We start from the raw sequence: 15456 nt of genomic DNA, 5'->3' as shown, positions 1-15456 counted from the left end.
AGGAAACCCGGGGCGATTCACCTCAACCATGACTGGCTGATCGAAAATGTCCCAACGGACAAAGAAATCCTCCGAAAATGGTTGAAAGCTGGAGTGATTCACAAAGGCCAGCTACAGGCAACGAATGCCGGTACACCACAGGGCGGGATTATCTCGCTCACCTTGGCGAATCTGGTGCTGGATGGACTGGAATCACAGCTCAAGCAACACCTGGGCGTGACGAAGGCGAAGAAGCTGAAAATTAACGTGGTGCGATATGCCGATGATTTTGTGATTACCGGTAACTCGAAAGAGATGCTCGAAAATGAGATCAAACCTTGGGTTGAGCAGTTTCTCGCCGTGCGAGGATTGCAGCTGTCGCTTGAGAAAACCCACGTCGTCCACATAGATGAAGGCTTCGACTTCCTTGGTTGGAATTTCCGCAAATACGGCGGAAAACTCCTGATCAAACCTGCCAAAAAGAACGTGAAAGCGTTCTATAGGAAGGTAAAAGAGGTCATCAGCACTAACAAAGCGGTGAAACAGGAGGAGTTGATCCGCCTGCTTAATCCGATACTGCGAGGCTGGGCGCTGTATCACCAGCCTGTGGTCGCCAAGAAGGCGTACAGCCGCATGGACCACCAAATATTCCAAGCGCTTTGGCGTTGGGCGAAAAGGCGGCACCCAAACAAAAGTCTCGATTGGGTAAGGGAGAAGTATTTCCAAACCTACGAAAGTCGAAGCTGGGTGTTTGCCACCACGGTCATAACGGAGTCAGGAGGCAAAGAGGCAATTCGGTTATACGCCCTAGAGGCCACGCCGATTGAGAGGCACAGGAAGATCAGCGGGGATTTCAATCCGTTTGATCCCTCTATGGAAGAAATGGGAGAGGCATTGCGGATGTCCCGGATGCTCGGGAAATTGAAGTACCGCAAACAAATTCTTCATCTATTTCAATCCCAAAAAGGACTGTGCGTACTATGCAAAAGCCCAATATCTAGGGAGACTGGGTGGCACGACCACCACATCATTTATCGCTCACAAGGCGGTGGTGACTCGCTGGACAACCGGGTACTATTGCATCCCATTTGCCACCAGCAGCTTCACGCTCGTGGATTAACAGTGTACAAACCGGCTCCCTCAAGGGGGGCTTCGTAAAAGACTTGAGCCGTATGCGCTGAAAGGCGCACGTACGGTTTTTAGGGGGGAGCAGACCAGAAATGGTCTGTTCCTACCCAACTTTCAGACCATCGAGAGGCGTGCGGCCCACCACCGCGGGCAGATGGCACGCAGGAAGCCCGGACTAATAAGATGGCATTGAAATCCCCCGCGTTTCGTAAAAAATTTCCGTTGCTGGTTACCGGCAGTTTGCTGGCCCTGCAACCTCTAGCCACTTCTTTCGTGGTCGCCGCGGAACAGTATGACTGCTCAGTCTCTGCTTCGGGTGGCTGGGCCTGTGCGCCTAAAACCAGCGCAGCCCAACTGCCTCCGCGCCCGATTCACGACGCCAGCTCGGTCAGTTCCAGCGGTTCGACCGCTACCGACAGCGGCGCTGCAGGTGAGGCCGTTGGCGACAAGCCGGTTCTGGTGACCGAGGCCAAGGGCCGTGGCCTGCGGTCCCGCAGCACGGACTACAGCCACCTCGACTGGGTACCGCGCGAGAAGCTCACCGCCGCCCAGTTGGCCGAGACCGGTCCTTACTGCTCTGGTTCCTATATCGAACCAATTCGTCCTGGCATGAATGACAAGACGAATAAAAGTGATGCCCCGACCTTTATCGGCGCCAAGGCTTCGCGTTATCAGCAGGAAGAACAGGTCGCGACCCTGGCCGGCGATGTGGTCATGCGCCAGGGCAGCATGCAGGTCGAAGCCGATGAGGCCAACCTGTACCAGGCCGAGAACCGCGGCGAGCTGAGCGGCAACGTACGCATCCGCGATAATGGCACGCTGCTGGTGGGCGACCATGCCGACGTGCAGCTCGATACCGGCGAAGCCAAGGTCGACAACGCCGAATACGTGATGCACAAGTCACGGGTTCGCGGTAACGCGCTGTACGCCAAGCGTGCGGAAAACGCCATCATCCGCCTCAAGGATGGTACGTACACCACGTGCGAACCGAACAGCAACGCCTGGCAGCTCAAGGGCAACAACATCACCTTGAACCCGGCCACCGGCTTCGGTACCGCCACCAACGTGACCTTGCGGGTCAAAGATATTCCGGTGCTCTACACCCCGTATATCTACTTCCCGATCGATGACCGCCGCCAGTCCGGCTTCCTGCCGCCGAGCTTCAGCACCGGCAGCGATACCGGTTTCATGCTGGTCACGCCGTACTACTTCAACCTGGCACCGAACTACGACGCCACGTTGTACCCGCGTTACATGGCCAAGCGCGGCCTGTTGATGGAAGGCGAGTTCCGCTACCTGACCAAGAGCAGCGAAGGTCAGTTCGGCGCCGCGTATCTCAACGACGACGACACCGACCGCAGTAAGCAGACCGACTACGAAAAAACCCGCTACATGCTCAACTGGCAGCACAAGGGAGGGCTTGATTCGCGCCTGATGACCGAGGTCGACTACACCAAGATCAGCGACCCGTACTACTTCCAGGATCTGCAAACCGACCAGATCGGTGTGAAGTCCACTGACTACGTCAACCAGCAGGGCGCCGTGACCTATCGTGGCGACAACTATACTGCACGCCTCAATATGCAGGCGTATGAGCTGGCCACCGTATCCAACATCACGCCGTACAACAAACTGCCGCAGATCACCTTCAACGGCTCGCTGCCGTACCACCCGCAAGGCCTGGATTTCACCTATGAAACCGAGCTGGTGCGCTTTGATCGGGATCTGCTGAACGGAAACTATACCGACAAAGATGGCGGTCCTTTCAACTCTGACGGGACATTCGGCACTCCCCGCCTGGATACCAACGTCGCGGGCCTGGCCCGTTCGAATGGTGATCGTCTGAATCTCAAGCCTGGTGTCAGCCTGCCGCTGAACTGGAGCTACGGTTTCCTGACGCCGTCCTTGAAGTACATGTACACCCAATACAACCTCGACCTGGACGGCAAAGGTAAATCAGACCTGCTCACCAATCGTAATAACTCGGCAGCTCTGGGCGAATCGTTCAAGAGCTCGCAGAACCGTGGCGTACCAATCGCCAGCCTCGACGGTGGCCTGTACTTCGACCGCAATACCCAATGGTTTGGCAAGAACTACCGCCAGACCCTGGAACCGCGCGCGTTCTACCTCTACGTTCCTGAAGAGGATCAGAAAGACATCCCGGTATTCGATACCGGCGAGCCAACCTTCAACTATGCCTCGCTGTTCCGTGACAACCGCTTCTCCGGCTCCGACCGCGTCGGCGACGAGAACAAGCTGTCCCTGGGTGTCACCAGCCGCTGGATCGAAGACAACGGCTTCCAGCGCCAGCGCATCAGTGTCGGCCAGGCCCTGTACTTCAAGGACCGCACCGTCCAACTGCCGGGCATCGACTACCGGACCCGTGCCGACGCGACCTCCAACGTCTCGCCGTACGCTCTTGAATACGAATACCGCTACAACCGCGACTGGCGCACCACTGCCGACTACAACTGGGACCCGGACAGCCACAGCCCGCGCTCCGGCAGCGCCATGCTCCACTACCAACCTGAAGACAACCCGAACAAGGTGGTCAACGTCGGCTATCGCTATCGCAACGACCAGATCCGCTACGACCAGAACAGTGGTACCTGGAAAATGGGTGGCGACTACGGCACTCCGGGCCAACCTGGTTACGTGAAGGACTACTACAAGATCCAGCAGCATGACTTCTCGGTGATCTGGCCGATCGTGCCGCAATGGAACGCCATCAGCCGGTGGCAGTACGACTACAACCGTAACCGCACGCTCGAGGCCTTCGGTGGTTTCGAATACGACAACTGCTGCTGGAAACTGCGCCTGATCAGCCGTTACTGGGTCAAGTATGACGAGTTCAGTCAGAACGCTCCGGAGAACGAGAAAGGCGACCGCGGCATCTTCCTCCAAATTGTTCTGAAGGGTCTCGGTGGCGTCATGGGCACCAAAGTAGAGAGCTTCCTCGACAAAGGCATCCAAGGTTATCGTGAACGTGAAGACCAAGCTTTCTGATTGTCTGCGCCCGCTGATGCTGGGCGCGCTGTTCCTGAGTACTGCGGCCAGCGCCGCGGTACAGTCCATCGACAAAGTGGTGGCCATCGTCGACAACGACGTGGTCATGCAGAGCCAGTTGGACCAGCGGGTTCACGAAGTCCAGCAAACCATCGCCAAGCGTGGCGGTGGCGTGCCGCCTACCAGCGTCCTGGAGCAACAGGTTCTGGAACGCCTGATCGTTGAAAACCTGCAACTGCAGATTGGCGAACGCTCCGGCATCCGCATCACCGATGAAGAACTGAACCAGGCGATCGGCACCATTGCCCAGCGCAACAGCATGAGCATCGAGCAATTCCGCGCCGCTCTGGCCCACGACGGTCTCTCTTATGAGGACGCCCGTGACCAGGTTCGCCGCGAGATGATCATCAGCCGCGTGCGTCAGCGCCGTGTGGCCGAACGCATCCAGGTATCGGAACAGGAAGTGAAGAACTTCCTGGCCTCGGACTTGGGCAAGATGCAGCTCTCCGAAGAACTGCACCTGGCCAACATCCTGATCCCGACCCCGGAAAGCGCCAACTCCGAAGCCATTCAGAGTGCTGCCCGCCAGGCCATGGAGGTGTACCAGCAGCTCAAGCAGGGTGCGGACTTCGCCCAGCTGGCAATCGCTCGTTCCGGCAGCGACAACGCTCTGGAAGGCGGCGACATGGGCTGGCGCAAAGCGGCTCAACTGCCCCCTCCGTTCGATCGTGAACTGAGCGCCATGGCCGTGGGCGACATCACCCAACCAGCCCGTACCCCAGGCGGCTTCATCATCCTCAAGCTGCTGGACAAGCGTGGCGGCGGCAATCAGGTGCGTGACGAAGTGCACGTGCGTCACATCCTGATCAAGCCAAGCGAAATTCGCAGCGAAGAAGAGACCAAGCGCCTGGCGCAGAAGCTCTACGATCGCATCGAAGCCGGCGAAGACTTTGCCGAACTGGCGAAAAGCTACTCGGAAGACCCGGGCTCCGCTCTCAATGGCGGCGACCTTAACTGGATCGACCCGAACGCCCTGGTGCCGGAATTCCGCGAAGTGATGGCCAAGACCCCACAAGGTCAACTGTCCAAGCCCTTCAAGAGCCCTTACGGCTGGCACGTACTGGAAGTCCTTGGCCGTCGCGCCACCGACAGCACCAGCCAGGCCCGCGAACAGCAAGCCATGACCGTCCTGCGTAACCGCAAGTACGACGAAGAACTGCAGACCTGGTTGCGGCAGATCCGTGACGAGGCCTACGTCGAAATCAAGCTGCCCGGCGCTGAACAGGCCGCACAGTGAAACCCAGACGTTTCGCTCTGACACCCGGCGAACCGGCGGGTATAGGTCCTGACCTGTGCCTGCTGCTCGCCTCGCAACCCCAGCCCCATCCCCTGATTGCCATCACCAGTCGCGACCTGCTCCTTGAGCGGGCCGCGCAACTGGGGGTGGCGGTCGACCTTCTGCCCGTGACCCTGGACCAACTGCCGGCTGAACCTGCTCCGGCGAACAGCCTGTATGTCTGGGACACTCCCTTGGGCAACCCGGTGATCAGCGGCCAGCTGGACCAGGCCAATGCCGCGTTCATCCTGGAAACCCTGACCCGCGCCGGCCAGGGCTGCCTGGATGGGCACTTCGCCGGCATGATCACCGCCCCCGTGCACAAAGGCGTGATCAACGATTCCGGGATCGCCTTTTCCGGGCATACCGAATTCCTCGCGGACCTGACCCGCACCGAGCAGGTGGTCATGATGCTGGCCACCCGCGGCCTGCGCGTGGCGCTGGTGACCACTCACCTGCCTCTACGGGAGATTGCCGACGCCATCACCGCCGAGCGCCTGGAGCGAGTCACGCGGATTCTGCATGCCGACCTGCAACACAAGTTCGGCATCGCCCGGCCACGCATCCTGGTCTGCGGGCTCAACCCCCATGCCGGTGAAGGCGGGCACCTGGGCCGTGAAGAAATCGACATCATCGAACCTACCCTAGAGCGCCTGCGCACTGAAGGCATGGACCTGCGCGGTCCGTTGCCTGCCGACACTCTGTTTACCCCCAAATATCTGGAGCACTGCGACGCAGTGCTGGCGATGTACCACGACCAAGGCTTGCCTGTGCTGAAATACAAAGGCTTCGGCGCGGCCGTCAACGTGACGCTCGGCTTGCCGATCATCCGCACTTCCGTCGACCACGGCACCGCCCTGGATCTGGCCGGCAGCGGCAAGATCGACACCGGCAGCCTGCAGGTCGCCCTGGAAACCGCCTACCAGATGGCCGAGAACCGTATATGACCGAGCAATACCAACACCGGGCGCGCAAGCGCTTCGGCCAGAACTTCCTGCACGACGCCGGCGTCATCGACCGCATCCTGCGGTCCATCCACGCCAAACCCGAAGACCGCATGCTGGAAATCGGCCCGGGCCAGGGCGCCCTGACCGAAGGCCTGCTGGGCAGCGGCGCCCAGCTGGACGTGGTGGAACTGGACAAGGACCTGATCCCGATCCTCAATCAGCAGTTCGCCGGCAAGAGCAACTTCAACCTGCACCAGGGCGATGCCCTGAAGTTCGACTTCAACACACTGGGTGCAGCGCCAGGCAGCCTGCGGGTGGTCGGCAACCTGCCCTACAACATCTCGACCCCGCTGATCTTCCACCTGCTGCAGAACGCCGGGCTGATCCGCGACATGCACTTCATGCTGCAAAAGGAAGTGGTCGAGCGCCTGGCTGCCGGCCCAGGCGGCGGTGACTGGGGTCGCCTGTCGATCATGGTCCAGTATCACTGCCGCGTGGAACACCTGTTCAACGTCGGTCCCGGTGCGTTCAATCCGCCGCCGAAAGTCGACTCGGCGATCGTGCGCCTGGTGCCCCACGCCGTACTGCCACACCCGGCCAAGGATCACCGCCTGCTGGAGCGCATCGTCCGCGAAGCCTTCAACCAGCGGCGCAAGACCTTGCGCAACACCCTCAAGGCGCTCCTCAGCAGCGCCGAGATCGAAGCTGCCGGCGTCGATGGCAGCTTGCGTCCCGAGCAACTCGACCTGGCCGCCTTCGTGCGCCTGGCCGATCAGCTGGCAGATCAGGTCAAGCCCGAGGCAAGCTGAGCCTCCCACGCGAGATCGGGTAGGACGCCAGACGGGATGTCTGGTTTACTACCCGATACTTGACCTAGACTGACGACCATCAGCTTTGTCCCGCGCCCCGCTTCGCTTTAAAGGCCTTTTGCATGTCCGATCCTCGTTATCAGGTCGATGTCAGCGTCGTCACGCGCTTTCTGGCAGACCAATCGCAACCCGAGCAGAACCGCTTCGCCTTCGCCTACACCATCACCGTCCAGAACAACGGCTCGCTCCCGGCCAAACTGTTGTCCCGACACTGGGTGATCACCGACGGTGACGGCCACGTGGAAGAGGTCCGCGGCGCTGGCGTCGTCGGCCAGCAACCGCTGATCGCCGCGGGCAAGAGCCACACCTACAGCAGCGGCACAGTGATGACCACCCGGGTCGGCAACATGCAGGGCAGCTATCAAATGCTCGCAGAAGACGGCAAGCAGTTCGACGCCATCATTGCCCCGTTCCGCCTGGCCGTCCCCGGAGCCCTGCACTGATGGCAACCTACGCTGTCGGTGACCTGCAAGGCTGCCTGGAGCCCCTGCAATGCCTGCTTGAGCAGGTAGCCTTCGATCCTGCCCGGGACCGCCTGTGGCTGGTGGGCGACCTGGTCAATCGCGGCCCGCAGTCGCTGGAAACCCTGCGCTATCTCTACGCAATGCGCGACTCGCTGGTCTGCGTGCTGGGCAACCACGACCTGCATCTGCTGGCGGCCTGGCGCAACATCGAGCGCCTGAAGAAATCCGACACCCTGCGCGAAATCCTCGAAGCCCCGGACCGCGAGGAACTCCTTCAGTGGTTGCGCCAGCAAAAGCTGATGCACTACGACGAAACCCGCAACCTGGCCTTGGTGCACGCCGGCATCGCCCCCCAGTGGTCCCTGAAGAAGGCCCTGAAGTGCGCCGCCGAAGTCGAGGAGGCACTGCAGGACGACAATCTCTTCGAGCCCTTCCTGGACGGCATGTACGGCAACGACCCAGCGAAATGGGACAGTGAACTCAAAGGCGTGACGCGCCTGCGGGTGATCACCAACTATTTCACTCGCATGCGTTTCTGCACCAGTGAGGGCAAGCTCGACCTCAAGAGCAAGGAAGGACTGGACACCGCGCCAGCCGGGTACGCGCCCTGGTTCAGCCACAAGGAGCGCAAGACCCGTGACCTGAAGATCATCTTCGGCCATTGGGCGGCCCTGGAAGGCCATAGCAACGAACCTGGCATTTTCGCCCTGGACAGCGGTTGCGTCTGGGGCGGAGCCATGACGCTGCTGAATGTCGACACCGGCGTACGCCTGACCTGCGATTGCGACCCACAGGGCCATATCGCGCCTGCTTCCCCCACCCCCTTGCCCCTACCGGCAAAGCGCTAGATCGCGCCGACCATCACGCTTCAGGAGCCCGCCATGAGCGAATTCAAACGCATTCCCCCCGAACAGGCCCAGGCACTGCGCGAGCAAGGTGCGGTCGTGGTCGATATCCGCGACCCGCAAACCTATGCCCTGAGCCACATCAGCGGTTCGCAGCACCTGGATAACCACTCCATCTCCGACTTCATCCGCGGCGCCGATCTCGACGCCCCGCTGCTGGTGGTCTGCTATCACGGCAACTCCAGCCAGAGTGCTGCGGCGTACCTGGTCAGCCAGGGCTTCTCCGACGTTTACAGCATCGATGGCGGCTTCGAACTATGGCGCAGCACCTATCCGACGGAAATCGCCCAAGGCACCGCCGAATAATTTTTTTCAGCAGCTCTAGCCCGCGTACTACGCGGGCTGACGCACCACCGGACGAACGGTAGTGCGCAACTAATTCCCCATCTCGCCTTGACCTCCCGGATTCCGAACTATCCTTAGCCTCAGGCCATCCAAATCAGGGGAGAGCCGGTACACCGGCGTGCGGGTCATCGGTACTAGCTTTCAAGGTCGATAGCTTTGGAAGTGTTCTGGGGGGTAAACAGCAGCTGGAAACTCAGCTGCATGCCAGCACTTGACTGACTGATCCGACGCCGGCTCCACGTATCGAGCGAGGTGACGTCATGAGTATTTTTAGCCACTTCCAACAACGCTTCGAATCCACACGCCAGGAAGAGCTTTCGCTGCAGGAATACCTGGAACTGTGCAAAAAGGATCGAAGCGCTTATGCCTCGGCCGCCGAGCGCCTGCTACTGGCCATCGGCGAACCCGAACTGCTGGACACCTCGACCAACTCGAGGCTGTCGCGAATCTTCTCCAACAAGGTAATCCGGCGCTATCCGGCCTTTGAAGACTTCCATGGCATGGAAGAGTGCATCGACCAGATCGTCTCCTATTTCCGCCATGCCGCTCAGGGCCTGGAAGAAAAGAAACAAATCCTCTACCTGCTGGGCCCGGTCGGCGGCGGCAAATCGTCCCTGGCTGAAAAGCTCAAGCAACTGATCGAGAAAGTGCCGTTCTACGCCATCAAGGGGTCTCCGGTCTTCGAGTCGCCACTGGGCCTGTTCAACGCCACGGAAGATGGCGCGATTCTCGAAGAAGACTTCGGCATCCCCCGGCGCTACCTCAACACCATCATGTCGCCCTGGGCCACCAAGCGCCTGGCGGAATTCGGCGGCGACATCAGCCAGTTCCGGGTAGTGAAGCTGTATCCATCGATTCTCAACCAGATCGCCGTGGCCAAGACCGAACCGGGCGACGAGAACAACCAGGACATCTCGGCCCTCGTGGGCAAGGTGGATATCCGCAAGCTCGAAGAGTTCCCGCAAAACGACGCCGACGCCTACAGCTACTCCGGGGCGCTGTGCCGGGCCAACCAGGGCCTGATGGAGTTCGTCGAGATGTTCAAGGCACCGATCAAGGTGCTGCACCCACTGCTGACCGCCACCCAGGAAGGCAACTACAACAGTACCGAGGGCCTGGGGGCGATTCCGTTCACCGGCATCCTCCTGGCTCACTCCAACGAATCGGAGTGGCACACCTTCCGCAACAACAAGAACAACGAAGCCTTCATCGATCGGATCTACATCGTCAAGGTGCCGTACTGCCTGCGGGTTACCGATGAGGTGAAGATCTACGACAAACTGCTGTTCAACAGTTCCCTGGCCAAGGCCCATTGCGCGCCCGACACCCTGAAGATGCTGGCCCAGTTCACCGTGCTCTCGCGCCTCAAGGAGCCGGAAAACTCCAATATCTACTCGAAGATGCGGGTCTATGACGGGGAAAACCTGAAAGACACCGATCCCAAGGCCAAATCGATCCAGGAATACCGCGACAGCGCCGGTGTCGATGAGGGGATGAACGGCCTGTCCACGCGCTTCGCCTTCAAGATCCTGTCGAAAGTCTTCAACTTCGACCCCCATGAAGTAGCGGCCAACCCAGTGCATCTGCTGTACGTACTGGAACAGCAGATCGAGCAGGAACAGTTCCAGGCGGAAACCCGCGAGCGCTACCTGCGTTTCCTCAAGGAATACCTGGCGCCGCGCTACATCGAGTTCATCGGCAAGGAAATCCAGACTGCCTACCTCGAGTCCTACAGCGAGTACGGCCAGAACATCTTCGACCGCTATGTGCTGTACGCGGATTTCTGGATTCAGGACCAGGAATACCGCGATCCGGAAACCGGGGAAATTCTCAACCGCGTCGCCCTCAACGAGGAACTGGAAAAGATCGAGAAACCGGCAGGCATCAGCAACCCGAAAGACTTCCGCAACGAGATCGTCAATTTCGTCCTGCGCGCCAGGGCCAACAACAACGGCAAGAACCCCACCTGGCTCAGCTACGAGAAACTGCGGGTGGTCATCGAGAAGAAAATGTTCTCCAACACCGAGGACCTGCTGCCAGTCATCAGCTTCAATGCCAAGGCCAGCAAAGAGGATCAACAGAAACACAACGACTTCGTTACACGAATGGTCGAGCGCGGCTACACAGACAAACAGGTACGGCTACTGTCCGAATGGTATCTGCGGGTCAGGAAATCGCAGTGAAGCAGCGGCAAGCTTCTAGCCACAAGCTATAGGCGCGGTGTTGCAGGGCCCGGCCGGGCCCTGTCGCAGTGTCGCTGAGAGCTTGAAGCTTATGTCTTGAAGCTCCCCGGAGGGGCCCATGAGCTATGTGATCGACCGACGTCTCAATGGCAAGAACAAGAGCACGGTGAACCGCCAGCGGTTTCTGCGGCGCTACCGTGACCACATCAAAAAGGCCGTCGAAGAGGCCGTCAGCCGCCGCTCCATCACGGATATGGAACACGGCGAGCAAATCAGCATTCCCGGACGCGACATCGACGAGCCGGTGCTGCACCACGGCCGCGGCGGCAAGCAGACCGTGGTTCATCCCGGCAACAAGGAATTCACCGCCGGCGAGCATATCGCCAGGCCCCAAGGCGGAGGGGGCGGGGGCAGCGGACGCGGCAAGGCCGGAAACTCCGGCGAGGGCATGGACGAGTTCGTCTTCCAGATCACCCAGGAAGAGTTCCTCGAGTTCATGTTCGAGGACCTGGAGCTGCCCAACCTGGTCAAGCGCAACCTGACCGGCACCGACACCTTCAAGACCGTACGGGCCGGGATCAGCAACGAAGGCAACCCGTCACGGATCAACATCATCCGCACCTTGCGCTCGGCCCATGCCCGCAGGATCGCCCTGTCCGGCAGCAGCCGGGCCAAATTGAAGGAGGCCAAGGAAGAACTGGCACGCCTGAAGCGCGAAGAACCGGACAACTTCGGCGATATCCAGGCACTTGAAACGGAAATTGAACGCTTGAGCGCGCGGATCCACCGCGTGCCCTTCCTCGATACCTTCGACCTCAAGTACAACCTGCTGGTGAAACAGCCCAATCCCAGTTCCAAGGCGGTGATGTTCTGCCTGATGGACGTTTCCGGCTCCATGACCCAGGCGACCAAGGACATCGCCAAGCGCTTCTTCATCCTTCTGTACCTGTTCCTCAAGCGCAACTACGACAAGATTGACGTGGTGTTCATTCGCCATCACACCAGCGCCCGGGAAGTGGACGAGGAAGAATTCTTCTATTCCCGGGAAACCGGCGGGACCATTGTCTCCAGCGCACTGAAACTGATGCAGGAAATCATGGCCGAGCGCTATCCGAGCAATGAATGGAACATCTATGCAGCCCAGGCTTCCGACGGTGACAACTGGAACGACGACTCGCCGATCTGCCGCGACATCCTGATCAACCAGATCATGCCGTTCGTGCAGTACTACACCTACGTGGAAATCACGCCTCGGGAGCACCAGGCCCTGTGGTACGAATACGAACGTATCGCGGAAGCGTTTTCCGACACGTTCGCCCAGCAACAACTGGTTTCGGCCGGCGATATCTACCCGGTCTTCCGTGAACTCTTCCAGCGCAGGTTAGTGACATGACCGCCAGAGAGCAGAAACGCCAACCCATCTCCACCGGCTCGGAATGGACCTTCGAGCTGATTCAGGCCTACGACCGTGAAATCAGCCGTATTGCGGCTCGGTATGCCCTGGACACCTACCCCAACCAGATCGAAGTGATCACCGCCGAGCAGATGATGGACGCCTATGCCTCGGTGGGCATGCCCCTGGGCTATCACCACTGGTCCTACGGCAAGCACTTCCTCAGTACCGAAAAGTCCTACTCCCGCGGGCAGATGGGCCTGGCCTACGAGATCGTGATCAACTCGGATCCGTGCATCGCCTACCTGATGGAGGAAAACACCATCTGCATGCAAGCCCTGGTAGTGGCTCATGCCTGCTATGGCCACAACAGTTTCTTCAAGGGCAACTACCTGTTTCGCACCTGGACCGATGCCAGCTCGATCATCGATTACCTGGTGTTTGCCAAGCAGTACATCATGCAATGCGAGGAACGCCACGGTATCGATGCCGTGGAGGATCTGCTGGACTCCTGCCATGCGCTGATGAACTACGGCGTCGACCGCTACAAGCGGCCCTACCCGATCTCCGCAGAGGAAGAACGACGCCGGCAGAAAGACCGGGAAGAACACCTGCAGAAGCAGATCAACGACCTGTGGCGCACGATCCCCAAGGGGGCCGACAAGTACAGCGACAAGGACAATGCGCGCTTCCCCGCCGAACCCCAGGAAAACATCCTCTATTTCATCGAAAAGCACGCGCCGCTACTGGAGCCCTGGCAGCGAGAAATCGTGCGCATCGTGCGCAAGATTGCCCAGTATTTCTATCCCCAGCGCCAGACCCAGGTGATGAACGAAGGCTGGGCCACTTTCTGGCACTACACCCTGATGAACGACCTGTATGACGAAGGCCTGGTCACCGACGGCTTCATGATGGAGTTTCTCACCTCCCACACCAGCGTGGTGTTCCAGCCGGGCTTCGACAGCCCCTACTACAACGGCATCAATCCCTACGCCCTGGGGTTCGCCATGTACCGCGACATCCGCCGCATTTGCGAGGAACCGACCGAGGAGGATCGTCGCTGGTTTCCGGAACTGGCGGGCACCGACTGGCTGTCGAGCATCAAGTTCGCCATGAGCAGCTTCAAGGATGAGAGCTTCATCCTGCAGTACCTCTCGCCCAAGGTGATCCGCGACCTCAAGCTGTTCAGCATCATGGATGACGATCAGAAGGACGACCTGCTGGTCCCGGCGATTCATGACGAAAGCGGCTACCGGATCATCCGGGAAACCCTGGCCGCGCAGTACAACCTGGGTAACCGCGAGCCCAACGTGCAGATCTGGAGCATCGACCGTCGCGGCGACCGCTCACTGACCCTGCGCCACCAGCAGCATGACCGCAAACCCCTGGGGGACTCCACCGACGAGGTGCTCAAGCACCTGCACCGCCTCTGGGGTTTTGATATCCACCTGGAAACCCTGCAAGGCGATCAGGTGATGAAAACTCACCACGTGCCGCCAAAAACCGATCACAACGAAAATGACTATGGCCGGCTGGACCTGGCAGTCATCCACCTCTAGAGCCTTCGACAAACCTCCGCGAGCACGGCACAAGGTTTATCCTGTCGCGCTAACGGAGGTTTTTTATGCGGATTTATAAAGTCGGCGGCGCCGTACGAGACCGGCTGCTGGGCAAACCGGTCACTGATATCGACTGGGTAGTGGTCGGCGCCAGCGCGGAAGAAATGATTGCCAAGGGGTTTCGCCCGGTGGGCGCCGATTTTCCGGTGTTCCTGCACCCCAGTAGCGGCGAGGAATATGCCTTGGCCCGAACCGAGCGCAAGAGTGGACGCGGTTATGGCGGCTTCACCTTTCACGCCAGCCCGGAAGTCACTCTGGAAGAAGACTTGATTCGTCGCGACCTGACAATCAATGCCATGGCCGAGGATGATCAAGGAGTAATCACCGATCCCTACAACGGCCAGAAAGACCTCGACGCTCGGCTATTGCGCCACGTCTCCCCGGCGTTCGCTGAAGATCCCCTGCGGGTACTGCGAGTTGCACGCTTTGCTGCTCGCTATGCCGGCCTGGGCTTCAGCGTAGCCCCGGAGACTCTCGCACTGATGCGTCAACTCAGCGAATCAGGCGAGCTGCAGGCGCTGACGGCGGAACGGAGCTGGAAAGAGATTTCTCGTGCCCTGATGGAGGACCAGCCTCAGGTCTTTATCCAGGTGCTGCGCGACTGTGGCGCCCTGGCGGTGCTGATGCCTGAGCTTGATGCTCTGTTCGGGGTGCCCCAGCCAGCGGTCCATCACCCGGAAGTAGACACCGGCGTGCATACCCTCAGCGTTCTGCAACAAGCAGCGTTGCATCGCCAACCGCTCGCGGTTCGCTGGGCCTGCCTGCTCCACGACTTGGGCAAGGGCTTGACCCCCAAGGACGAGTGGCCACGGCACATTGGCCATGAGCACACGGGCCTGGAGCCGATCAAAGCGGTCAATGATCGGTTCAAGGTGCCTCGGGAATGCCAGGAACTGGCGCTGCTGGTAGGCCAGTACCACACCCATGGCCACAAGGCGCTGGAGCTGAAAGCCACGACACTGCTCGAACTGCTGCAAAGCTTCGATGTGTTTCGGCGCCCGCAGCGCTTTGAAGAGTTCATTGCTGCTTGCGAAATGGACGCCCGCGGCCGCCTTGGATTGGAGTCGCGCCCTTATCCGCAGGCTGATTACCTGCGCGGCGCAGCCACTGTCGCACGCTCGGTTGCGGTTCAGCCCCTGCTGGAGCAGGGCTTCAAAGGACCGCAATTGGGTGAGGCACTGAGGCTGGAGCGACTGAAGGCAGTCAAGGCCTACAAGGAACAGCACGCACCATGAACGTCACGCGGACCAGGCTCGCACCTGGTCCGCTGCAGCCCGGTTCA

At 59.8% G+C, this 15456-nt stretch carries 12 protein-coding genes; all 12 read left to right on the top strand.

Annotated features, from left to right (window positions below; all coding sequences use genetic code 11):
• On the top strand, positions 1-1137 hold a 1137-nt coding region (locus tag U873_RS0127270), incomplete at its 5' end, for a group II intron maturase-specific domain-containing protein (protein ID WP_025131266.1).
• A gap of 153 nt (positions 1138-1290) precedes the next feature.
• A complete protein-coding gene (locus tag U873_RS0127265; RefSeq protein WP_025131265.1) occupies positions 1291-4113 on the top strand; it encodes an LPS-assembly protein LptD in 2823 nt (940 codons plus the stop codon).
• The gene (gene surA / locus U873_RS0127260) at positions 4094-5410 is read left to right on the top strand and encodes a peptidylprolyl isomerase SurA (RefSeq protein ID WP_036997049.1); all 1317 of its coding nucleotides are present in this window, start codon (positions 4094-4096) and stop codon (positions 5408-5410) included. Before U873_RS0127265 ends, surA begins: the two co-directional genes overlap by 20 nt.
• Positions 5407-6396 carry a 4-hydroxythreonine-4-phosphate dehydrogenase PdxA gene (gene pdxA / locus U873_RS0127255; protein ID WP_025131264.1) on the top strand — a complete coding sequence of 330 codons (990 nt, stop codon included), beginning with the start codon at positions 5407-5409 and terminating at the stop codon, positions 6394-6396. Before surA ends, pdxA begins: the two co-directional genes overlap by 4 nt.
• Positions 6393-7205 carry a 16S rRNA (adenine(1518)-N(6)/adenine(1519)-N(6))-dimethyltransferase RsmA gene (gene rsmA, locus U873_RS0127250; protein WP_025131263.1) on the top strand — a complete coding sequence of 271 codons (813 nt, stop codon included), beginning with the start codon at positions 6393-6395 and terminating at the stop codon, positions 7203-7205. Before pdxA ends, rsmA begins: the two co-directional genes overlap by 4 nt.
• A 122-nt stretch (positions 7206-7327) precedes the next feature.
• Complete coding sequence (gene apaG / locus U873_RS0127245; protein ID WP_025131262.1) at positions 7328-7708, top strand: Co2+/Mg2+ efflux protein ApaG; 381 nt, start codon at positions 7328-7330, stop codon at positions 7706-7708.
• Positions 7708-8577 (top strand): symmetrical bis(5'-nucleosyl)-tetraphosphatase, encoded by an 870-nt coding sequence (locus U873_RS0127240; RefSeq protein WP_025131261.1) that lies wholly within the window; start codon positions 7708-7710, stop codon positions 8575-8577. Before apaG ends, U873_RS0127240 begins: the two co-directional genes overlap by 1 nt.
• A gap of 33 nt (positions 8578-8610) precedes the next feature.
• Entirely contained in the window at positions 8611-8940 is a 330-nt protein-coding gene (gene glpE, locus U873_RS0127235; RefSeq protein ID WP_025131260.1) for a thiosulfate sulfurtransferase GlpE, read from the top strand.
• A gap of 299 nt (positions 8941-9239) precedes the next feature.
• A complete protein-coding gene (locus tag U873_RS0127230) occupies positions 9240-11162 on the top strand; it encodes a PrkA family serine protein kinase (RefSeq protein ID WP_025131259.1) in 1923 nt (640 codons plus the stop codon).
• 118 nt (positions 11163-11280) lie between these two features.
• Positions 11281-12555 (top strand): YeaH/YhbH family protein, encoded by a 1275-nt coding sequence (locus U873_RS0127225; protein ID WP_025131258.1) that lies wholly within the window; start codon positions 11281-11283, stop codon positions 12553-12555.
• Positions 12552-14114 carry a SpoVR family protein gene (locus U873_RS0127220; RefSeq protein WP_025131257.1) on the top strand — a complete coding sequence of 521 codons (1563 nt, stop codon included), beginning with the start codon at positions 12552-12554 and terminating at the stop codon, positions 14112-14114. The genes U873_RS0127225 and U873_RS0127220 overlap by 4 nt, the downstream gene beginning before the upstream one ends.
• Positions 14115-14179: 65 nt before the next feature.
• Positions 14180-15409 carry a multifunctional CCA addition/repair protein gene (locus tag U873_RS0127215; RefSeq protein ID WP_025131256.1) on the top strand — a complete coding sequence of 410 codons (1230 nt, stop codon included), beginning with the start codon at positions 14180-14182 and terminating at the stop codon, positions 15407-15409.
• Positions 15410-15456: the final 47 nt, after the last annotated feature.

It is taken from the genome of Pseudomonas sp. PH1b, assembly GCF_000633395.1.
GTDB lineage: Bacteria > Pseudomonadota > Gammaproteobacteria > Pseudomonadales > Pseudomonadaceae > Aquipseudomonas.
This window is presented reverse-complemented; position numbering and strand designations above follow the sequence as displayed.